We start from the raw sequence: 21,285 nt of genomic DNA on the forward strand, positions 1-21,285 counted from the left end.
GGGCCTCCTGTATGGCAATGGCCTAGTTGGCTGCCTTGTGCAGCAGCGCATAGAAAAAGCCGTCGTGACCACCGGTCTGTGGAAATAGCTGGCGGCCTGCACCAGCGGGTTCGCCGCATTCAAGAGGTAGTGGCAGGGCCGAGGCCGAGGCTGTGCGTGCGAGGAACCGGTCGATCTGAGTTGCATTCTCGGCCGGAATCACCGAACAGGTGGCATACAGCAGGACGCCACCCGGCGCGAGGGTGCTCCAGAGGCTATCGAGCATCTCGCCCTGGAGGGTCGCCAGTCCGGTAAGATCTTCCGGTTGACGCAGGTGCTTGATGTCGGGGTGGCGGCGAATGACGCCGGTGCCCGAGCAGGGTGCGTCACACAGGATGGCGTCAAAGGCAGTGCCATTCCACCAGTCGGTAGTGGTGGCATCGCCTTCACACAACTCGGCCTCGAGCCCAAGCCGGGTCAGGGTATCGCTGACCCGGGTCAGACGAGCCCCATCATTGTCCAGAGCGATCATGTTAAGGCCGGCGTGTCGCTCGAGCAGGTGGGCAGTCTTGCCGCCCGGGGCGCAGCAGGCATCCAGAAAATGACAGCTCTCGCTCAGGTGGGGGGCCAGCAGGGATTCGGCCAGCTGGGCTGCCTCATCCTGAACGCTGACATCACCGTCCTCGAAGCCGGGCAGGCTGTCCACATCGCAGGGCACGGCAAGGGTGATGCCGTCTCTGGAAAAAGGCGTTGCCGTGGCATCAATGCTCTGCTCGGACAGTCTGGCAAGGTAGGCGTCGCGGGTCTGATCGCTGCGAGCGTTGATCCGAAGCGTCATCGGAGGCGCTTCGTTATTGGCTGCCACGATGGTTTCCCAGTGAGCAGGCCAGGCCTGCTTCAGGGTGTCGACAAGCCAGGCCGGATGGCGCAGCGAGGCTTCCATGTCCTGATCGGCAGCGGCGAGCAGCGCGTCTCGTTCCCGGTCCGCCCGGCGCAGGCATCCATTGAGCACGCGGGTTGCCCAGGGCTTTTTGAGGGTACGTGCGGCCCCGGCGGTCTCGCCTACTGCCGCATGGGGAGGCACTCGCATGTAGTAAAGCTGATAAAGGCCCAGCAACAATAGCGCCTGAATGTCCTGATCCTTGACCTTGAACGGTTGCTTCAGGAGCTGGCCGGCCAGATGCTCGAGCCGTGGCAGTTCTCGGCATACGCCGAAGCACAGCGCCTTGTAGAACCCGTGATCACGCGGTGGCAGATCCACCGTGGTCATGGCGGCCAGGGAGGCCTGGCCCCTGAGGACCTGGGCAAGCGTACGGGCAGCCTGAACACGTGCCTGGCTCATGAAGTACATCCTTGAAGTCGAGTGCCGGGCGTGAAGCGCTCGCCCTTGCTGTTGAGTAGGTCCTGTACCGGCAGTGGTTTACCGCCGGGCAGCTGGGCGCGGGTGACCACAAGGGTTCCTTCACCACAGGCAATGCGCAGGCCCTGCCGATCGCCTTCCAGCAGGGTGCCTGGCGTGAGACCGGAATCATGGGCCTCGGCGCGGGCCTGCCAGAGCCGAAGGGTGTCATCACCCAATGTGGTCCAGGCTACCGGCCACGGATTGAAGGCGTTGATGGTGCGGGCAAGGTGGGCCGCAGGCTGACTGAAATCCAGCCGTGCGTCAGCCTTGGACAGCTTGTGGGCATAGGTGACGCCATCTTCGGGCTGAGGGGTCGGCCGTGCCGTGCCGGCAACCAGTTGCTCCAGGGTCTCGAGCAGGGCGCCTGCACCGTCGGCAGCCAGCCTGTCATGCAATGCGCCACCGGTGGTGTGCTCATCAAGTGCCGTGGTGGTCTTGATCAGCATGGCTCCGGTATCAAGCCCGGCATCCATCTGCATGATGGTGACGCCACTGTGGGTATCGCCAGCTTCGATGGCACGCTGAATCGGCGCAGCCCCGCGCCAGCGCGGCAGCAGGGAGGCGTGAACGTTGATGGCGCCCAGGCGAGGCAGGTCCAGCACGGCCTGCGGCAGAATCAGTCCATAGGCCACGACAACCAGTATATCCGGCGCCAGTTCGCTCAGGGCTGCCCTGTCCTCGGGATGTTTGAGTGACAGGGGCTGGTATACCGGGAGGCCGTGTTCAAGGGCAAGTGCCTTGACCGGGCCAGGCATCAGTTTTCGTCCCCGTCCGGCAGGGCGATCCGGCTGGGTCCATACGCCGACCACATCGTGGCGGCTGGCGAGCAGGGCCTTCAGGCTCTCTGCAGCAAAGTCCGGTGTGCCGGCAAAGGCAATTCGCAGGGTATCAGGCATCAGCTTGACTGCTTCTGACGTTTGATCATCTTCTTCTTGATGCGCTCGCGCTTGAGCGGCGAGAGATAATCCACGAACAATACGCCTTCCAGATGATCCAGCTCGTGTTGAATGCAGTGGGCCAGCAGCCCTTCGGCCTGCAGTTCGTAAGGGTTGCCGTGGCGGTCCAGCGCTTCCAGGTTGACCTTCAGGTAGCGCGGCACTTCGACATAGGAGTCCGGGATGGACAGGCAGCCTTCCTGTAGCGGCTCCATGTCATCGCCGATCGGGGTAAAACGCGGGTTGATCAATACGCGCGGGTCGGTCTTGTCTTCGCTGACATCCATGATGACCAGGCGACGGTGCTGGTCGACCTGGGTGGCGGCCAGGCCGATGCCTGGAGCGTCGTACATGGTTTCGAACATGTCATCGATCAGCTTTTGAAGTTCATCATCAAACTGTTCCACCGGCGCGGCCCTGGTGCGAAGGCGCGGGTCGGGGTATTCCAGAATGTCTAACAGAGCCATGGGCAGGTACCGTTCAAGAAAGTAGTGGCTTCAAGGTCGGGAAGTTCCCCGCCGTAAATAGGCAGGAGTTGCCGGGGTGATTCGGCAGACCTTGAGCGTTGGCGTTGTGCCTATTGTAATGTGGGCGTGCGTCGAACGGAACCGGCGTGCGCGCCTTGTGATGGCACTCTCATGACCCTGAACTGTTTACATCGTTTGAAGCGCGTCCGGATCTGGGGCGTCGGCCTTGCGCTGGCCGGTGTGATGATTGCACCGGTGCATGCCGTGACCCTGAAGCCGGATGCCCCGACCCATTTGATCGTACCGGACGGGGCCAGCCAGTATTCGCTGGCGGCACGTTACCTTGACGACCCCGGTGCGTGGCGTGCCCTGTGGGCCCGTAATCCCGAGTTCAGTGATCCTCCCAGGCTTTATCCCGGTGACCAGCTTCGGCTGGAACAAAAGGATGGTGTGCCGACCCTGACTCTGGTGCGCGGTCAGCGAGTAATTACCCTGTCACCGTCGATGCGCCGCATCCCTCAGCGTGATGTCGTGACGGTGGTGCCGCGCCGACAGATCGATGCATTTCTGGGTACCTTTCGTCTGATGGATGAGGCCCAGCGCCGTCGGTTGCCGTCGGTGCTGGCTGATGAAGGAGAGCATTTGATCAGCGGTGCCGGTAGCCGGGTCTATGCTCGCGGCCACTGGGCCGTTGGCGAAGAGGTTTCCCTGTATCAGCCCGGCGGCTATCCCGGCCTGCTGGCTGGACGTGGTGAACAGTTGATCGAGCGCACCGGCCGCGCCCGGGTCGAGCGCATGCATCAGGGGCTGGCCGTGTTGAAGATACTTGAAGCTTCCCGGCCGGTTGACCGTACCACCCTGGTTGCACAGGAAGCCCGCCTGCCGGCGCTTGATGCCGCCGCCGAACTTCGCTTGCAGCCGGCTCCGGAGGGCTTCAGAAGCCGGCTGTCTTTATTGCCGCAGGCCAGTACGCTCGCCGGTAGTCGCGATATTGTGCTGGTCGATGGCGGCAGTCAGGAAGGGTTGGCGCCAGGCCAGGTATTGAGTCTTTATTCGCGCCCCGAGGCCGTTACGCTGCCAGGCAGTGATACACCCGTAGTGCTGCCGGGAGAGCTGGCCGGTCGACTGGTGGTGTTTCAGGTATTCCCGGCTGTTGCGCTGGGGCTGGTGGTGTCAAGCAATCGCCCGATCAGCGACGGGGCCCCGGTCGCCTCACCGACAGGAGGTTCCCTGCCATGATGCTGGATCTGTGGGAGCGGGACAGCTTGCCTGTGCAACCGGCCACTGCATTGGACTGGCTGGTGCTCACGTTGCTGCCGGAGGTAGGAGCGCGGCGACTATATCGACTGCGAGAACAACAGCCTGCCTGGCCTCAGGGCTGGCTTGCAGCGCTGCCGGTCGCGGCTCAACCGGCATTGCGTGAGTATCTGGCACATGGTGAACAAAGTCGGGCAGGGGCTCAGGCCGCCAGACTGCTGGCCTGGTGCGATCAGGGCCCCCACCGGGGTGTCATTCATCCCGGTCATCCCGACTGGCCAGCCCTGCTGGACGAAATTGCCGACCCGCCCCCCCTGCTGTGGGTGTGGGGAGATGTCGGGCTACTGTCAGCCCCTGCACTGGCAGTGGTCGGGACGCGCAAGCCGACCAGTGAAGGCAGCCGTAATGCTCGTCATTTCAGTCATGCTCTGGCCGGACGAGGGCTGTGTATTGTCAGCGGTCTGGCGCTGGGAATCGACGGACTGGCGCATCAGGCGGCGCTGGACGCCGGAGGTGAAACCATTGCGGTGCTCGGGTGCGGTATCGACACGCTGTACCCCCGGCAGCACCAGGTCCTGCGTGACCGCCTGCTTGCCGAGCGCGGGTTACTGATCAGCGAACATCCGCCGGGGGTGATGGCGCGCCCGCAATTCTTTCCGCGCCGTAATCGAATCATTACCGGATTGGCCATGGGCGTGCTGGTGGTCGAGGCGGCGCTTAAAAGCGGGTCATTGGTCAGTGCCCGGATGGCTGTTGAGCAGAACCGTGATGTATTTGCCCTGCCAGGCAGCCTGTCGAACCCGCAGGCGGCCGGGTGCCTGTGGCTGATTCAGCAGGGGGCCCGCCTGACCTGCACACCGGAAGAAATATTCGATGAATTGCCGCTGACGCTGGTGGACTCGGTAGAGTCAACCCGCGCTGTATCGGCGCCGGAGGAAGCTGTAGGCCTGCTGGCGCTGCTGGGCGAGGTGCCCGTGCCCATCGATACCCTGATCGAGCAGACCGGTCGCGCGATTGGCGAGGTATCCAGTGAGCTGTTGATGCTTGAAATAGAAGGTCGTGCTGGGCAGGCCGCCGGTGGCTGGGTGCGTACCCTCTGAGTGCGGCGTATCATGAGGCCGCTCGCAGACGGGCATATCCCGGGATAGTGAAGGAGAAAACTGATGGCCAATGTGGTCAATCTTGATGAGGCGGTACAGTGGTTACTCCAGGGTGGTGTGCTGGCGTACCCGACGGAAGCCGTCTGGGGCGTGGGGTGTGATCCGGATAACCCGGCTGCCCTTGAAGCCCTGCTGGCGCTCAAGGCGCGTGACCCTGCCAAGGGCGTGATCCAGATTGCTGCCAGCGTAGAGCAGTGTGCGCCCTGGCTTGATGGGCTGGATCCGGCGCTGCACGATACGCTGATGGCTCACTGGCCGGGCCCGGTCACGTTTCTGGTGCCGGACAACGGTCGTGCCCACCCCCTGGTTCGTGGCCATCATGCCACGGTGGCACTGCGGGTGACGGATCATCCTCAGGTACAGGCCCTGTGTCATGCCTTTGGCGGGCCACTGGTATCCACCTCGGCAAATCTGGCCGGACGCCCCCCCTGCATGACGCGTGATGATGTGCAGACACAGCTGGGGCATGCACCGGCACTGGCCATTCTTGATGGCGCGCTGGGTGGTCGACACGAGCCCAGCCGCATTCAGGACCTGCTGACAGGCCGGGTCCTTCGCTGAGTGCGGCAATCTTTCACGTTAAAAAACAGGTGAGCGGGCTGACGTTGCCTACAGGATCACGGACAATGGCTCGACACAGGGGCCGAGCGCCCCGACTCTGTTATCCGGCCACTGAATCAAGGACCGCCTCATGTCCCACGCCTATCTCGATCACGTAAAGGAATTTTTGCTGGGCTTTCAGGATCGCATGTGCAAGCAGCTGTCTGACGCCGACGGTGGCGCCGAGTTTCGCGAAGATGCCTGGGCCCGCGAGGCCGGTGGCGGTGGGCGCACTCGTGTTATTGAAAACGGTGCCCTGTTCGAGAAGGGCGGCGTCAATTTTTCTCATGTCAGTGGCGATCAGCTGCCTGCATCAGCCACTGCGGCGCGGCCCGAGCTTGCCGGACGCAGCTTTCACGCGACCGGAGTATCCTGGGTACTGCACCCCCACAATCCCCATGTGCCGACATGCCACGGCAATATCCGCTTTTTCATTGCCGAAAAGGAAGGCGAAGACCCGGTATGGTGGTTTGGCGGAGGCGTGGACCTGACGCCGTATTATCCGGTGCATGAAGATGTGTTGCATTGGCACCGTACCTGCAAGGCTGCCTGCGATCCGTTCGGTGAAGAGGTCTATCCCCGGTTCAAGGCCTGGTGTGACGAGTATTTTTATCTCAAGCATCGGGATGAAACGCGCGGGGTGGGCGGCCTGTTTTTCGATGACCTTAACGAATGGGGCTTCGAGACCTGTTTTGCCTTTCAGCAAAGCGTGGGCCATTGCTTTCTTGATGCGTTCCTGCCCATTGTCGAGGCGCGCCGCAATGAACCCTACGGTGAGAACGAGCGAGCGTTTCAGGCATATCGGCGAGGGCGTTATGTGGAATTCAATCTGGTATACGACCGGGGCACCCTGTTCGGGCTGCAAAGTGGCGGACGTACCGAATCCATCCTGATGTCCATGCCCCCCATGGCGGAATGGCGCTATCACTGGGCGCCGGATGAAGCATCCGCAGAGCATCACCTGTATCGGGACTATCTGCATGCCCGGGACTGGCTAGGTGAAGCAGACGGCTGAGTCCGGTAGCAGGAAGCACCTGTGGCAATGAAAAAGGGGGCGGCAATGCCGGCCCTCCTTCTTGCTGCCGTGAGACATGCTAATGTGACGGCTTTATGCTGCCACCATCAAGAGTTATGCCATGAGTGATCTGTACTGCGTTTTTGGCCATCCCATTCATCATTCCCGGTCGCCGGCATTGCATGCCGCCTTTGCAGCACAGACCGGTGAGGCGGTGCATTATGAGGCCCGCGACCCTGGCCCCGATGGCTTCCTGACCGGTTGGCAGGCCTTTGTCGAGGCCGGCGGGCAGGGCGCCAATGTCACGGTGCCGTTCAAGGAAGCGGCATGGCGGCTGGCGGATCAGTTGTCGGACCGTGCCGCCCGTGCCGGCGCCGCCAACACGCTCAAGCTGATGCCCGATGGTACTGTCCTGGGGGATAACACCGATGGTGTCGGGCTGGTACGTGATTTGATTCGGCTCGGCGCACGCCTTGACGGTGGGCGGGTATTGATTCTGGGGGCGGGCGGTGCCGTGCGTGGTGTGCTTGGCCCACTGCTGGATGAAATGCCACGGGAAGTGGTGATAGCCAACCGTACGCCGGACAAGGCGCGCTTGTTGAGTGAGGCCTTCGGGCGGTCGGACGCCTCGGCAGTCACTGGCGGACATTTCGATGAGGTAACCGGTAATTTTGACGTCATCATCAACGGTACCAGTGCCAGCCTTGCCGGAGCACTGCCGGCCCTGCCCGGCGTCCGCCTGACCCCTGACACCCTGGCCTATGACATGATGTACGGAGCTGCCCCAACCGTATTCATGGACTGGGCAGCCAGAGAGGGGGCCAGATGTGAGGACGGGCTGGGCATGCTGGTGGAGCAGGCTGCGGAATCCTTCATGACCTGGCGCGGTGTGCATCCGGACACCGGCCCGGTCAGGGAAGCCATTCGGCAGGCCCTGACCGCGTCACTTGATGCCGAGGCGCCTAGGGCCTGAAGCGGTTGCAGTTCGGTGTGCGCCCGGCCTTCTTCGCCTGTTGGTAAAGCGCTTGAGCACTGGCCATGCGGCCCTGAAGGTCCTGAATACGGTGATCATTGCCGGGGTGAGTCGACATCCACTCCGGCGGTTGCTGCCCGCCGCTGGCCTTCATGTTATTCCACAGGGCAATACTGGCCTGTGGATTGAAGCCGGCCTTGGCCATCAGGTCCAGTCCCAGCAGATCGGCCTCGGACTCCTGCTTTCGTGAAAAGGGAAGCAGTACCCCGTACTGGGCGCCAGCACCCAGCAGTGTGGCCAGCTGTTCGCCGCCCTGACCGGCCACCGCCTGAACCACACTCAGCCCTGACTGGGTAATGGACTGGGTTGAAACCCGTTCATTGGCGTGATGGGCCAGCACGTGAGATACCTCATGGCCCAGAACCGCTGCCAGCTGATCCTGATTTTCAGCCACATTCAGCAGGCCGCTGTAGACACCGATATAGCCTCCGGGCAGGGCGAACGCATTGGCCTGGTCACTTTTGAATACCGCCAGGTTCCATTTTTTCGGTGCGTCCTTGCTGTTGACCTGCTCGGTAATGGCATCGGCAACGCACTCCACGTACTGGCGCGTCCGGCCCTGTACCTCGGGCAGTTTCTTTTGGTAGGTTTCAAAGCTCTGCTGGCCCATCTGATCCAGCTTGTCTGCAGAAAAAAGGGATAGCTGTGAGCGTCCCAGTGGCGACGTAGTGCAGCCTGCAAGACCCATTACGACAAGGCAGCCAAGCGCTGCATGCTTCCATGTAGTATGACGCATACCCTCTGATTCCTTGAGTGGCAGAATAAGATCGCAGAAGTATCATACCTTACGGCCCTGTAACGCAGGGTCAAACTTCTTGTCAGGAAATACATCATGAACGACGCCCTGGTTACTCGGTTAGTGCAGCTGCTTGATCGTGTTGAGCCGTTTCTGCCCCCCAAACGCCCTCCGATCGACTGGTCATCCGATACCGCGGCATTGTGGGTGCGTCATCCTCTGGGGGGCTATCTGGTGCCGGTTTCACCACGTGACAGCCTGAGCATGGCGTCTCTGGTGGGCATCGAGCGTCAGCGCGAGGCACTCCTGCGTAATACACGAGCCTTCATGGCCGGACGTCCGTCCAATCATGCCCTCTTGTGGGGCGCTCGAGGTTGCGGCAAGTCGTCACTGGTGCGTGCTCTGATCAATGACCTGGGGGCGGACGGGCTTCGATTGATTCAAGTGGACCGCCATGATCTGGTCAGTCTGCCGGCACTGGTCAATGAGCTGCGTGATCAGCCCTGGCGCTTCATCGTGTACTGTGACGATCTTTCCTTTGAAGGCAGTGATGATGCCTACAAGGCGCTCAAGAGCGTACTTGATGGGACGCTGACCGGCCCTCCGGAGAACGTGCTGCTGTACGCGACGTCCAATCGTCGCCATTTGCTGCCGGAGTCAATGGAGGATAACCAGGCGACCAAAGTGGTGGGTCAGGAGCTTCACCACGGTGACGCCGTTGAAGAGAAGATATCCCTGTCCGATCGGTTCGGCCTCTGGCTGAGTTTCTATCCCTTTGATCAGGCCACCTTTCTCGAGGCCTGCCGGTACTGGGTTACCGAGCTGGGCAGCGAATGGGGGGATGAAGCAGAAAGGGCGGCACTGCGTTTTGCCACTCAACGTGGCGTTCGCAGCGGTCGGGCTGCATGGCAGTTTGCGGCGCAGTGGCTCAGCGAATGAAAGGTATTCTGTCTACAGGGCGATGGCCAATGATGCACTGCTATTAGCCTTTATTTGTCCATTTGCATGTGCGAAAGGTGTATTAAGGTCATCCACAGCCGATAGCTACTCCAATTGGACTGTGGATGATGCAGATGAAAGGAATTCGGGACCTTCGTTCGCCTGGCATTCTGGCTGGTGCCGGCGCACTTATTCTGGCGGCCTTCTTTGGCTATATGCTCATGGCCTCGTTGAAGCACGGCGATGAGGAGTGGTTCAATGCGCTAAACAAGGAAGGCCAGTTCCAGCGCCGTGCCATGGAGCAGGCGCTGATTACCATGAAGGCTGATCTGGAACATCAGGTCGCCGTGGTGACGGCTGACCCGATCCTTGACACGCTGCTCGAACGACTCCTGCCGCTATCCTCCACCAGCAGCACGCTGCCGGAAATACAGGCCCAACTGGCTCAGGTAATGACGCACTACCAGTCGTTGGGTGACATCGGCCATCTGGCACTGATTGGCAGTGATGGCAAGACCCTTCTTATCGAGCGCGGTGCGACGGACATGGCGCTCACCTCCAGGACGTACATACGCTCCAACATGCCTGACAAGGCGCCAGTGATCGATATGCGGCTGGGGCAGCAGGCTCTTCTGATGACGGCAGTAGACCGGCTTCGATCATCGTCAGCCACCTCGGCTGATACACCCGCCCACGGTTATGTGGCACTGACCCATTCAGTCTCTGCTCTTTTGAAGGACAGGGCCCGTGAGCTGGGGCTGGGTGCTGTCTTGATCGGACCCCAGGGAACGCTGCTGAATCCGGCTGCAACGGGCTCGCGGATTCTGACGCAGTTCGAGGACCGTGCATCTCAACGTCCAGGCATTAATGAACGCGTGATTGACCTTGATGAACGCACGTTGCTGGCCGGTAGTCTCCAGCTTGCCGATACGCCGGGTGTTCGATTGCTGTTGTGGGAAGATATTACCGATGAGGCCCGACAGCATGAGCGACATCAGTGGCAGACAGCGGGTCGCTGGATCATTGGGCTATTGCTGACGGAATTTGGCCTTTTACTGCTGATCTTCTCTTATGGCAAGGCGACGCGGCGTCAGATGATGCACGTCCAGCAACAGCTGGAGCGCCAGGCACAGGCACTGCGAGCGCTCAATGAAATATCTGCCAACCGTCGCCTGGATACAGAAAAGCGCGTAGCACATGCCCTGGCCATTGGCTGTAATTTCCTGCAGATGCCCAACGCCATTGTCAGCCGTATCAACGGCGATGAATACCTGGTGCGTTTTCAGCAATCCCGGGATGGTGCCCTCGAAAACGGCATGCGCTTCAGTACGGCCGATACCTTCTGTTGCCTGACGCTCGAACAGGACACGATGCTGGCTTTCAATGATGCAAACAACACCCCGTACGCCGATCACCCCTGTCACCGGAAAATGCTTGTCACGGCCTATATAGGGGTGCCGCTGTGGGTAGGGGGGCTCCGTTATGGCACGCTCAATTTTTCCAGTGGCGAGGCGCGCAGCACGCCCTTTGATCAGGTAGAGGAAGAGTTCATGCTGGCCCTGTCGCGCTGGGTTGGTGCCACGATCAATGCGATGAATGAAGAAAGCGAGCGTAATGAATTAATGACGCGACTGGCGCGTATCAGCCAGCACGTGCCGGGCACGCTTTATCAGTACCGGGAAGATCCCGATGGGCACGTTTCCTTCCCGTACAGCAGTGAAGGCATTCAGGATATCTACCAGGTGACGCCCGAGGAGGTCCGCTTTGATGCCGGTAAGGTCTTTGAGATCGTTCACCCGGACGATCTGGAGGCCATTATCGAGTCCATTACGGAGTCCCGCCTGAATCTGTCACGCTGGAATACCGAGTTTCGTGTCACTCATGCCGATGGCAATGTTCACTGGGTACGCGGCAGCTCGTCACCACAGCGGGACATGGATGGCGGTACCACCTGGCATGGTTTCATGCATGATGTGACTGAACAGAAGCAGACCGAAGAGCAGGTACAGCAGGATCGACAGCGTCTCGAGGCGTTGATCGATGCCTCGACCAGCGTCGCCATCATGGCGATGGATCTGGATGGGCGTATCAACCTGTTCAATACCGGTGCCGAGCGCATTCTGGGCTACTCCTCACAGGAAATACTGGGGCAGCAACCTCAGGATGTGTTTCATGTACCCGATGAGCTGGAGCATTATCGCGCCGCACTGGAAGAGGAGCTGGGCGAGAGCGTGTCCCTGTCCTCGGTGCTGCTGGAAAAACCGCGCCGCGGTCATGTCGATGTCACCGAGTGGACCTGCATCACGGCAAAGGGCGATGAAATCATGGTCAGCCTCTCCATCTCACCGATTTGTGACAAGGAAGGCGTCCCTACCGGTTATTTGTCACTGGCCCAGGACATCAGTGAGCAAAAGCGTATCGAACGAATGAAGAACGAATTCGTATCGACCATCAGTCATGAGCTTCGTACGCCATTGACTTCCATTTCCGGTTCGCTGGGTCTTGTTACCGGCGGAGCCTTCGGTGAGTTGCCGGTCCAGCTCAAGAGCATGCTGGACATTGCCTACAGCAATTCCAATCGGTTGAACCTGTTGATCAACGATCTGCTGGACATGGACAAGCTGGTCGCTGGCAAGATGCGCTTTGACGTCGTACAGCAGCCTCTGATGCCTCTGGTCGAGCAGTCCCTGAAGGATAATGGTGGCTATGCCGACAAGTTCGGCATCACGTTGTGTGTCGGTGAAACCCTTGACTGTGAGGTGGCCGTGGACGCGAGCCGGTTCCAGCAGATCATGTCCAACTTCCTGTCCAATGCCATCAAGTTCTCTCCCGAGTCAGGTCAGGTGACGGTGGGGGTTGTGCCCTGTGCACTGGGTGTCCGGGTTGAAGTCCGTGACAAGGGGCCGGGTATACCGGAAGCCTTTCAGTCGAGTCTGTTTGAAAAATTCACCCAGGCAGATAGCTCCAATACCAAAAAGAAAGGTGGCACCGGGCTGGGACTTGCCATCACGCGTGAATTGATCATGCGGATGAAAGGCCGTGTCGGATTTGATTCCATCGAGGGGCAGGGTTCCACCTTCTATTTTGAGCTGCCGATCTATCAGGATGCGATGCCTGCAGGGCTGGCGGAGCTGTCATCGGCTGACGGGGCGCGGGAAGGCGACAGGCCACTGGTCCTGATCGTGGAGGATGACCCGGATACCGCCTGGCTTATCAAGCAGCTGGTCGAGAAGTGGGGGTTCCACGCAGAAACGGCCTACAGTGGTCAGTCGGCGCTGGACCGCCTGCGCCAGCAGCGCTTTGATGCCATGACGCTGGATATGATCCTGCCGGATTTCAGTGGCAAGGAAGTCATGCGCCAGTTGCGTGAGATGGATCCTGAGTGTGATATGCCGGTCATCGTGATTTCGGCGCATCAGTCCAACGGTGAATTGAAGCTTGCCAGTGGCGTTGAAGCGCGGGGCTGGTTAAGCAAGCCCATCGACCAGGACATGCTGTTGGACGTGCTGCGAGGCGTAATCACGCCAGGTCAGGCCATGGGCCGCATTCTGCATGTCGAGGATGACAGTGACCTGCACCAGGTCATTTCAGCCATGTGCCGCGACATCGCAGTACTGGATGTGGCGCAGACCCTGCAGGAGGCACGTCAAAGGCTTGGCAGCATTACATATGATCTTGTTCTTCTGGATCTGGGGTTGCCGGATGGTTCCGGCTGGGAGTTGATGTCGATGATCAATTCCCTGGAAAAACCACCGCCGGTGGTGGTGCTTTCCGGCAATGAAATAACCGCGGAGCAGCGTTCGATAGTGCAGGGGGCGCTGGCGAAGTCGCGTATCTCCAATAAAGCCTTTGTGCAGACGCTACAACAGATCCTTGATGGTCGGTCCATTCAAAAAGGAAGCCTACAGTGAAACCTCTGGATACTATTTTACACGTCGAAGATGATCCCTCCATCCAGGCTGTTGCACGTGTGGCCCTTGAGACGGTAGGGGGATTCAATGTGACAGGCTGTGACGACGGTCAGCATGCGCTGAACGTTCTTGCAACCTTCAGGCCGGACTTGATTCTGATGGACGTCATGATGCCCAACATGGATGGTCCAACGACCCTGAAGCACCTGCAGCAGGATGAGGTGCTGGCATCCATCCCGGTGGTTTTCATGACGGCCAGGATTCAGCCGGCAGAAGTGGAGCAGTACCGGTCACTGGGTGCCGTGGATGTGCTCGAAAAGCCCTTTGACCCCATGACGCTGGCAGAGCGGCTGCGGGCAGTATGGGAGAACGTTCATGGCGACACCTGACGCATCGCTGGTTCAGCAGCAGCTTGCCAACCTCAAGGAAAGCTACAAGCATCGACTGGCCGAGGATCTTGTCGATCTGGAGCGCTGTACGACAGCGATGCTGGCGGAGCAGGGCAACCGGGAGATGATGGCCTCACTGTGTCAGTCGCTGCACCGTATCGCAGGTTCTGCCGGAACATTCGGCTGGACAGAGGTGGGTGCGGCCTGTCGAGAGATGGAGCAGCAGACGCAGATCTGGCTGAAGCGTGCTGATGATGTGGCGCCGGAAGCGCTGGAGATGATCCGGGCGCGGCTTCGGGCGCTGATAGGGCATATGCACAAGGCTGCATCCGACGGCGACACGCCGCCGCGTATCGACTTTGATGCCGGCTCTGAATATACCGACGCCGCAGTGACCGTGGTACTGCTGGGGCTCTCCACCCATGAAGGCGAGCACATGGCAGATGCGCTGAAGGGATTCGGCTATGCCATCCGATTTGCTGCAGAGGCGGGGGACATTCTGTCGATGTCTCCTGCTCCGGATGTACTGGTGGCCGATCAGAATGTGCTGACCATGTCGCTCCGCGCTTATATCAGCCGCGATGATGTTCCCACGGCGCTGATTCAGCTCAACCGGCTCGATACCTTCGAGCGACGTTTGCATGCAGTGCGTTGTGGTGCTCAGGGGTACTTTACCTATCCGATCGATATCCCGCGGCTGGAGGCGCGCCTGCGCCGTCTGGCCACGCGCCATACCCAGGACCCGTATCGTGTGGTCATTGTTGATGATGACGTCGAGCTGTCCGAGCATTTTCGGCTGGTGCTGCAGGCCGCGGGTATCGACAGTCGGGTCGTGAACACGCCCTCCATGGTCGTGGCTGCCCTGCATGATCATATGCCGGATATTCTCATCGTCGATATCAACATGCCAGGCTGCAGTGGACCGGAGCTGGCGCAGGTGCTGAGGCTGGATGACGACTGGCTGAAGGTACCGATCATCTATCTTTCGGCAGAAACCGATCAGGATCGGCGAACGGTGGCGCTGCGGCAGGCCGGTGATGACTTCCTGGCCAAGCCCATCAGCGATCTGGATCTGATCAATGCGGTCAAGGTGCGCTCTCAGCGTTCCCGACAGCTCAGCGAGGCGCTGGAGCGTGACGGGCTGACCGGACTCATGAAGCATGCGGCGCTCAAGGAACAGCTGGATATTGAGGTGTCACGTGCACAGCGCAGTGGTGAGCCTGCCAGTGTGGTCATGATCGACATCGATCACTTCAAGTCGGTCAATGACACTTATGGGCATGCCACCGGGGATTATGTCATTCGGCTGCTGGCCAATTTGCTGCGGCGGCGGCTGCGCAAGGTCGATACGGTCGGCCGTTATGGCGGTGAGGAGTTTGTGGCGATTCTGCCGAACTGTGATGCGGAAAATGCTGCGCGTATCTTCAATGAGATACGGATGAATTTCAGTCAGCTTGACTGTGTTTCGGGGGAGCAAAGCTTTCGCGTATCGTTCAGTGCCGGCATTGCCACAACCGCCAGTAGCGGAGAGGGCAGTGTGCTGCTTGAGATCGCCGATCAGGCCATGTATCAGGCCAAGACCGGCGGACGTAACAAGGTGTGCGTCAGTGAACCGACGGATTAACGGCGGTTGCGGCGTGCTTCACGAGTCTTGGCCAGTTCACGTGACTTGGCCTTTTCTCGATCACTGTCATTCTTCTGGTGATCGTACGGGTTGTCATTCGTGCGAAATTCAAACCGGATCGGTGTGCCGCGAACCTTGAGGACCTTACGGAAGGTATTGATCAAAAACCGTTTGTAGGCATCGGGCAGAGCATCAACCTGGTTGCCGTGTACCACGATGATCGGCGGGTTCGTACCGCCCTGGTGCGCCATGCGTGGCTTGATTCGCCGACCACGAACCAGTGGCGGCTGATGCTCGGTAATCGCATCCTGCAGCAGGGTGGTCAGACGATTGGTTGACCATCGCGATGTGGCGCTTTTGAAGGCACTATTGACCGAGGTATACAGGTCGCCCACACCTGTGCCATGGAGCGCCGAAATGAAGTGCATGTCGGCGTAGTCCGTAAAGCCCAGACGGCGCTTCAGCTCGGCGCGCATCTTTTCCTTCACGTCACTTTCCAGTCCATCCCACTTGTTGACGGCCAGCACAAGGGCGCGGCCTGACTCGAGAACATAATCCAGCAGGTGCATGTCCTGCTCGACCAGCCCGGTACGCGCATCCAGTACCACTATTGCCACGTGGCACTGCTTGATGGCATCAAGCGTTTTGATGATGGAAAACTTTTCGGCGGCTTCGCTGACATTCTTGCGCCTGCGGATACCGGCCGTATCCACCAGGACATAAGGCTTGCCGCGACGCTCGAAGGGGATTTCGATGGCATCGCGCGTTGTGCCTGCCTGGTCATAGACTACCACCCGTTCCTCGCCCAGCATCCGATTGACCAGGGTCGACTTGCCAACATTAGGCCGGCCGACAATGCCGATACGAATTCCCTGATCGACATTGAGCTCCGGGTGCAGGCTTTCGTCATCAAGCTCTGGGTAGGGCTCAAGCACATGCTCGATCAGCTGAGTGACGTTACGGCCATGTTCGGCGGCAATGGCTACCGGGTCGCCCAGACCCATGGTCCAGAATTCGGCCGTGGCAATTTCTTCCTGCGTGCCATCACTCTTGTTGACGACAAGCCATGTTTTTTTCTGGTTCATGCGCAGGTGGTTGGCAATGGCCTCATCTGCCGGTGTAAGGCCGGCCCGGGCATCCACCATGAAAAAGACGATATCAGCCTCATCAATGGCCAGCAGGGACTGTTCGGCCATGGCAGCATCTATACCCTGCTCGTTGCCGCTGATTCCGCCGGTATCAATGACGGTAAACGGCTTGTTGCCCAGCTTGCCGTTACCATAGTGTCGGTCGCGGGTCAGCCCGGCATAATCGGCCACAATGGCATCCCGCGAACGGGTCAGGCGGTTGAACAGGGTAGATTTGCCGACGTTGGGGCGGCCAACTAGAGCGATGACAGGATTCATGGGGCCTCGACGGGACGCTGGCGTGACTGACTTGAAAGCATGAAGGATATGGCACAACTGGATAATAAGGCGGCATGATACCGCAAATCCGGGCCAAGAGGGAAAGGCTCCGGCCATCCTGATGTCAGAATGGCCGAAGTTGCCTGATTACTGGCGCGCCTTGAGCGTGTAGGCGACCAGGGTGCCATCATTGTTCAGGGCATAGAGATGCTGCCCGTCACTGAGAAGGCCGACGCTGATACCGTCTCCGCCGATGTTGTCACGGCCGATCAGTTCGCCGCTGCGGGCGTCCAGCACATGAACATATCCCTTGTAATCACCTACTGCGAGCTTGCCATCGATCAGGGCCGGTGCGCTGAGCTTGCGGCCCTGCAGATCGTCCGTCTGCCAGATGACCTGCCCGGACTTGGCGTCCAGCGCGAGGATGTCGCTCTTGTCATTGATCGTGAAGAGGTAGTCACCGGCCAGCAAGGGCGTCGTGTAGCTGGACTCGTCACGTTGCCAGATCGGTTGCCCGTTCCGGGCATTCAGGGCGACGATCCTGCCGTTGTAGCTGGTTACAAACAGACGACCATCCTTGGTGAGAAGCGGCTGGCCGTTGATATCCACCAGCTGATCGACATCGGTACGGCCCCTGGGAACGGCAATCTGCTGGCTCCAGAGTGGCGCGCCGCTGCGGTTGTCAAAGGCGGTCAGGCGACCATTCGAAAACCCGGCGAAGGTCACCGGCTCGATCGTACGGGGCGTACCCGTGCCGCGAAGCGTCAGTGCCGGCTGCGAGGCGGTATACAGCCATTTCTGTTCACCGGAAAACCGATCCAGAGCCGTCAGTGTGCCATCGATGCCCTGTGTGACGACAAGGCCGCTGTTGAGCTGCGGAGGGGCAAGCACTTCACTGGCAACGTTGCTCTTCCATGCAATATCACCATTGGTGGCGTCCACCGAGAGGATATGGCCGTCCCGGGTACCGAAGTACAGCCTGCCCGAATCCAGAGTCAGGCCACTGGAAATGTGATAATCCAGGTCCGTTTCCCACCGCACTTCACCAGAGGCCGTGTCGATGGCTTCAAGGTGGCCTTCGGCGCTGCCGGCATAAATCATGCCGCCGCCCAGGGCCGGTGAGATCGGGTAGCGCGCGCGGCCCAGGCTACCGACCCCTTCTGCCCATACCGTGTTCAATGACACGCTGGTGCTGATGTCCTTAAGCGGTGTCGGCGGGTTTTCGGGCGGGTTACCGGCACAGCCGGCGAGCAGGGCAACCAGCGCCGCCGGCGCAATCAGGCGAGTCAGGCTCATGGGGCCTCCTTGGGCGCAAGGTCATCGATTTTCAGTTGGAGTCCGAAGATGGGCTGGTCACTGTCGGTGGCGGCCTTCTGGGCCTGCTGATAGGCAGAAAGCGCCTTGTCGGCGTCCCCTTGAGCCTTCCAGATGTCGCCGCGAAGTGCCAGCACCTGTGCGTTCAGACTGTCTATAGTGACGTTCTCAAGCGTTGACATGGCCTTGTCGGGTGTCTGTGCAGCCAACTGCAGGCGTGCCAGATTCAGCCGTGCTACCTGTGTGACGTAGTTGTCATCACTGTTTGAGACTACATCGGCGAGAATGCTGCGGGCACTGTCAAGTTCGCCATCATCCACGGCCAGCCGGGCCTGAATCAGTCGCGCCAGCTCGGCATAGAGTGATCCGTCATCCTTTTGCAGGATCTGGTCAATCAGCGTGTTGGCTTCACCGCGCGCCTGTTCGTTAGTGGACTGACCGACCACCTGAATCAGTTGCTGATAACGGGCTGAAGCGGCCGCAGCCTGGCTTTCCTGATGGCTCTGCCAGTATTTCCAGCCGAATACGGCAATGCCGGCCAGCAGTGCGCCCACCACGATCGAGCTGCCGGAGGATTTCCACCAGCGCTTGAACGCGTCGATTTGTTCACTGTCATCTCGTACTTCATCAACCACAGGGGGCTCCTTGTCCGGGCTGTCAGTGCTCGGTAGCGGCCGGGAACCGTTCGGTGAGCAATGCCACCAGTGACGGTTGATCCAGCGTGGTCTGATCGGTGTCGTCGCGCAGGTATTTAACGCTTACGGTATGTTCGGACAGCTCGTCTTCGCCAAGAATGAGGGCCAGCGATGCACCGCTGCGGTCGGCCTTCTTCATTCGGCTCTTGAAACTGCCGCCTCCGCAATGCACCTGTACCCTCAGGCCGGGCAGGGCATCACGCAATGTCTCACCCAGCAGCAGTGCCTGCGACTGGCCGTGATCGCTCATGGCCATCAAATAGACATCCACGTTGTGATGCAACTCAGGTGGTACGAGTCCCAGTGTATCAAGCAGAAGCACCAGACGTTCGATGCCCATGGCAAAGCCCACGGCCCTGGTGGGCTTTCCACCAAGCTGTTCGACAAGGCCGTCATACCGCCCGCCGGCACAGACGGTACCCTGACTGCCCAGCGCTGTCGTGGTCCACTCGAATACGGTGCGATTGTAGTAATCCAGCCCACGCACCAGGCGCGGGTTGATGACGTAGGCAATACCAGCGGCATCAAGCAGGCGTTTCAGTGATTCAAAATGGTCCTGCGATTCACGGTCAAGGTGCTCCAGCAGCTGAGGAGCGCCTTCGATCAGGTCCTGCATGGCCGGGTTCTTGCTGTCCAGAATCCTCAGTGGATTGGAGGTCAGGCGCCGCCGGGAATCTTCGTCGAGCTGGTCTTCATGAGCGGTAAAATAATCCACCAGCAGTGAACGATAGGCACTGCGCGCTTCGTTGGAGCCCAGCGAGTTCAGTTCAAGCGTTACGTGCTCATTCAGCCCCAGCTGTTTCCATAGCCGTGCTGTCAGAAGAATGGCTTCAGCATCGATATCGGGACCATCCAGACCGAAGATTTCGACACCGACCTGATGGAACTGGCGATACCGGCCCTTTTGGGGACGTTCATAGCGAAACATCGGACCGGTGTACCACAGGCGCTGGGTCTGGTTGTGCAGCATCCCGTTTTCAATGGCTGCTCGCACTACGGCAGCGGTGCCTTCCGGGCGCAGCGTCAGGCTGTCTCCGCTGCGATCATCGAAGGTATACATTTCCTTTTCGACGATGTCGGTCACTTCGCCGATGGAGCGTTTGAACAGCGACGTCTGTTCAAGAACAGGGGTGCGTATTTCCTGATAGCCGTAGCGGCTCATCAATGCCTGGATATGTCCTTCAAAATACTGCCAGAGCGGGGACTGCTCCGGCAGAAGGTCATTCATGCCACGAATGGCTTGTACCTTGCTCAAAATCTACTCCTGAACCAGATCCGGCCGGTGGCGGGCCGGTTGAAGATTATTGTCCGTCGCTGGTGATCAGCCGGGCCATGTCGGCTTCCTTGGCAGCGGCCTTGTCACGAATCAGCTTTTCCAGGTCATCGACCAGATGGTCGTTGCGCAGTTTACTGGCTGGCTTGCCATCGATATAGACCAGGTTGTTCGGGCTGCCACCGGTCAGGCCCAGGTCTACTTCCTTGGCTTCGCCCGGGCCATTCACCACGCAGCCAATCACGGCCACATTAATGGGGGTCATGACATCTTCCAGACGCTCTTCAAGGGCATTCATGGTGCTGATGACATCGAAATTCTGCCGCGAGCAGCTGGGGCATGCAATAAAGTTGATTCCCCGACTTCTGAGCTTGAGGCTTTTCAGAATATCGAAGCCTACCTTGATTTCCTCTACCGGGTCAGCCGCCAGTGAAACGCGGAGGGTGTCGCCGATGCCGTCCATCAGCAGCATGCCAAGGCCTACCGAGGATTTGACGGTGCCCGAACGCAGGCCACCGGCTTCGGTGATACCCAGGTGCAGGGGCTGCTCGATCTGGTCGGCGATCAGGCGATAGGCCTCTACTGCCATGAAGACATCGCTGGCTTTCAGTGACACCTTGAAGTCCTGAAAATCCAGGCGATCAAGGTAGTCGATGTGGCGCATCGCGGATTCGACCAGGGCGGCCGGAGTTGGTTCGCCATATTTTTTCTGCAGGTCCTTTTCCAGAGAGCCTGCATTCACGCCGATCCGGATGGAAATGCCATTGGCTCGGGCTGCTTCCACTACTGCCTTGACACGATCCTCGCGCCCGATGTTGCCCGGGTTGATTCGCAGGCAGTCTGCACCCAGCTCGGCGACGCGCAGGGCAATACGGTAATCGAAGTGGATATCGGTCACCAGCGGTACGCTGACCCGCTTCTTGATCCTGCCGAACGCTTCGGCGCAGTCCATGTCGGGGACGCTGACCCGAACGATATCGGCGCCGGCGGCGGCGATGCGTTCGATCTGATCGACGGTGGCATCCACGTCGAGGGTATTGGTATTGGTCATGCTCTGAACCGAAATCGGGGCGTCGCCGCCGACCGGAACGGAACCGACATGAATTTTCCGCGATACCCGGCGAATGATCGGTGTTTGGTTATTCATGGT

Annotated in this window: 18 protein-coding genes; 9 read left to right on the forward strand and 9 right to left on the reverse strand. The window is 59.7% G+C overall.

Annotated elements, in window-relative coordinates; all coding sequences use genetic code 11:
• Window positions 1-22: 22 nt before the first annotated feature.
• The 3 genes from rsmB to def are packed head-to-tail and all read right to left on the reverse strand — an operon-like array spanning window position 23 to window position 2,783.
• A complete protein-coding gene (gene rsmB / locus OQ287_RS09820) occupies window positions 23-1,321 on the reverse strand; it encodes a 16S rRNA (cytosine(967)-C(5))-methyltransferase RsmB (RefSeq protein ID WP_265896311.1) in 1,299 nt (432 codons plus the stop codon).
• Window positions 1,318-2,277: a methionyl-tRNA formyltransferase gene (fmt, locus tag OQ287_RS09825; protein ID WP_265896312.1), complete on the reverse strand. Its 960-nt coding sequence runs from the start codon at window positions 2,275-2,277 to the stop codon at window positions 1,318-1,320. The genes rsmB and fmt overlap by 4 nt, the downstream gene beginning before the upstream one ends.
• The gene (gene def, locus OQ287_RS09830) at window positions 2,277-2,783 is read right to left on the reverse strand and encodes a peptide deformylase (RefSeq protein ID WP_250935650.1); all 507 of its coding nucleotides are present in this window, start codon (window positions 2,781-2,783) and stop codon (window positions 2,277-2,279) included. The genes fmt and def overlap by 1 nt, the downstream gene beginning before the upstream one ends.
• Window positions 2,784-2,954: 171 nt before the next feature.
• Here def and OQ287_RS09835 point away from each other — a divergent pair, with 171 nt between their 5' ends.
• From OQ287_RS09835 to aroE, 5 genes are all read left to right on the forward strand, one after another.
• On the forward strand, window positions 2,955-4,022 hold the full coding sequence (locus OQ287_RS09835) for a hypothetical protein (protein ID WP_265896313.1): 1,068 nt from the start codon (window positions 2,955-2,957) through the stop codon (window positions 4,020-4,022).
• Window positions 4,019-5,140, forward strand: coding sequence for a DNA-processing protein DprA (dprA, locus tag OQ287_RS09840; protein WP_265896314.1), 1,122 nt, complete (start codon window positions 4,019-4,021; stop codon window positions 5,138-5,140). Before OQ287_RS09835 ends, dprA begins: the two co-directional genes overlap by 4 nt.
• Window positions 5,141-5,203: 63 nt before the next feature.
• The gene (locus tag OQ287_RS09845) at window positions 5,204-5,761 is read left to right on the forward strand and encodes a Sua5/YciO/YrdC/YwlC family protein (RefSeq protein WP_265896315.1); all 558 of its coding nucleotides are present in this window, start codon (window positions 5,204-5,206) and stop codon (window positions 5,759-5,761) included.
• 130 nt (window positions 5,762-5,891) lie between these two features.
• Window positions 5,892-6,815 carry an oxygen-dependent coproporphyrinogen oxidase gene (gene hemF / locus OQ287_RS09850; protein WP_250935658.1) on the forward strand — a complete coding sequence of 308 codons (924 nt, stop codon included), beginning with the start codon at window positions 5,892-5,894 and terminating at the stop codon, window positions 6,813-6,815.
• A 121-nt stretch (window positions 6,816-6,936) separates the two neighbouring features.
• Window positions 6,937-7,788 (forward strand): shikimate dehydrogenase, encoded by an 852-nt coding sequence (gene aroE / locus OQ287_RS09855; RefSeq protein WP_250935660.1) that lies wholly within the window; start codon window positions 6,937-6,939, stop codon window positions 7,786-7,788.
• On the opposite strand, the gene OQ287_RS09860 is transcribed toward aroE, so the two are convergent.
• Window positions 7,778-8,584, reverse strand: a complete 807-nt coding sequence (locus OQ287_RS09860) for a M48 family metallopeptidase (RefSeq protein ID WP_250935662.1) — start codon at window positions 8,582-8,584, stop codon at window positions 7,778-7,780. The two genes, aroE and OQ287_RS09860, sit on opposite strands and share 11 nt — an antisense overlap.
• Before the next feature lie 96 nt (window positions 8,585-8,680).
• Here OQ287_RS09860 and OQ287_RS09865 point away from each other — a divergent pair, with 96 nt between their 5' ends.
• The 4 genes from OQ287_RS09865 to OQ287_RS09880 all read left to right on the forward strand — a co-directional run bounded on the left by OQ287_RS09865 (window position 8,681) and on the right by OQ287_RS09880 (window position 15,447).
• Window positions 8,681-9,523 (forward strand): ATP-binding protein, encoded by an 843-nt coding sequence (locus OQ287_RS09865; RefSeq protein WP_265896316.1) that lies wholly within the window; start codon window positions 8,681-8,683, stop codon window positions 9,521-9,523.
• Between the two features lie 134 nt (window positions 9,524-9,657).
• Complete coding sequence (locus OQ287_RS09870; RefSeq protein ID WP_265896317.1) at window positions 9,658-13,434, forward strand: response regulator; 3,777 nt, start codon at window positions 9,658-9,660, stop codon at window positions 13,432-13,434.
• Window positions 13,431-13,823, forward strand: a complete 393-nt coding sequence (locus OQ287_RS09875; protein WP_265896318.1) for a response regulator — start codon at window positions 13,431-13,433, stop codon at window positions 13,821-13,823. The genes OQ287_RS09870 and OQ287_RS09875 overlap by 4 nt, the downstream gene beginning before the upstream one ends.
• Window positions 13,810-15,447, forward strand: coding sequence for a diguanylate cyclase (locus OQ287_RS09880; RefSeq protein ID WP_250935671.1), 1,638 nt, complete (start codon window positions 13,810-13,812; stop codon window positions 15,445-15,447). Before OQ287_RS09875 ends, OQ287_RS09880 begins: the two co-directional genes overlap by 14 nt.
• On the opposite strand, the gene der is transcribed toward OQ287_RS09880, so the two are convergent.
• From der to ispG, 5 genes are all read right to left on the reverse strand, one after another.
• Window positions 15,444-16,853: a ribosome biogenesis GTPase Der gene (der, locus tag OQ287_RS09885; protein WP_250935673.1), complete on the reverse strand. Its 1,410-nt coding sequence runs from the start codon at window positions 16,851-16,853 to the stop codon at window positions 15,444-15,446. The genes OQ287_RS09880 and der overlap by 4 nt on opposite strands.
• 147 nt (window positions 16,854-17,000) lie before the next feature.
• Window positions 17,001-18,149, reverse strand: a complete 1,149-nt coding sequence (gene bamB / locus OQ287_RS09890; protein ID WP_250935675.1) for an outer membrane protein assembly factor BamB — start codon at window positions 18,147-18,149, stop codon at window positions 17,001-17,003.
• Window positions 18,146-18,802, reverse strand: coding sequence for a YfgM family protein (locus tag OQ287_RS09895; RefSeq protein WP_250935677.1), 657 nt, complete (start codon window positions 18,800-18,802; stop codon window positions 18,146-18,148). Before OQ287_RS09895 ends, bamB begins: the two co-directional genes overlap by 4 nt.
• A 22-nt stretch (window positions 18,803-18,824) precedes the next feature.
• On the reverse strand, window positions 18,825-20,120 hold the full coding sequence (gene hisS, locus OQ287_RS09900; RefSeq protein WP_250937966.1) for a histidine--tRNA ligase: 1,296 nt from the start codon (window positions 20,118-20,120) through the stop codon (window positions 18,825-18,827).
• Window positions 20,121-20,163: 43 nt separating this feature from the next.
• A complete protein-coding gene (ispG, locus tag OQ287_RS09905; protein WP_250935680.1) occupies window positions 20,164-21,282 on the reverse strand; it encodes a flavodoxin-dependent (E)-4-hydroxy-3-methylbut-2-enyl-diphosphate synthase in 1,119 nt (372 codons plus the stop codon).
• Window positions 21,283-21,285 lie beyond the last annotated feature (3 nt).

Source organism: Larsenimonas rhizosphaerae, from assembly GCF_026240105.1.
Lineage (GTDB): Bacteria > Pseudomonadota > Gammaproteobacteria > Pseudomonadales > Halomonadaceae > Larsenimonas > Larsenimonas rhizosphaerae.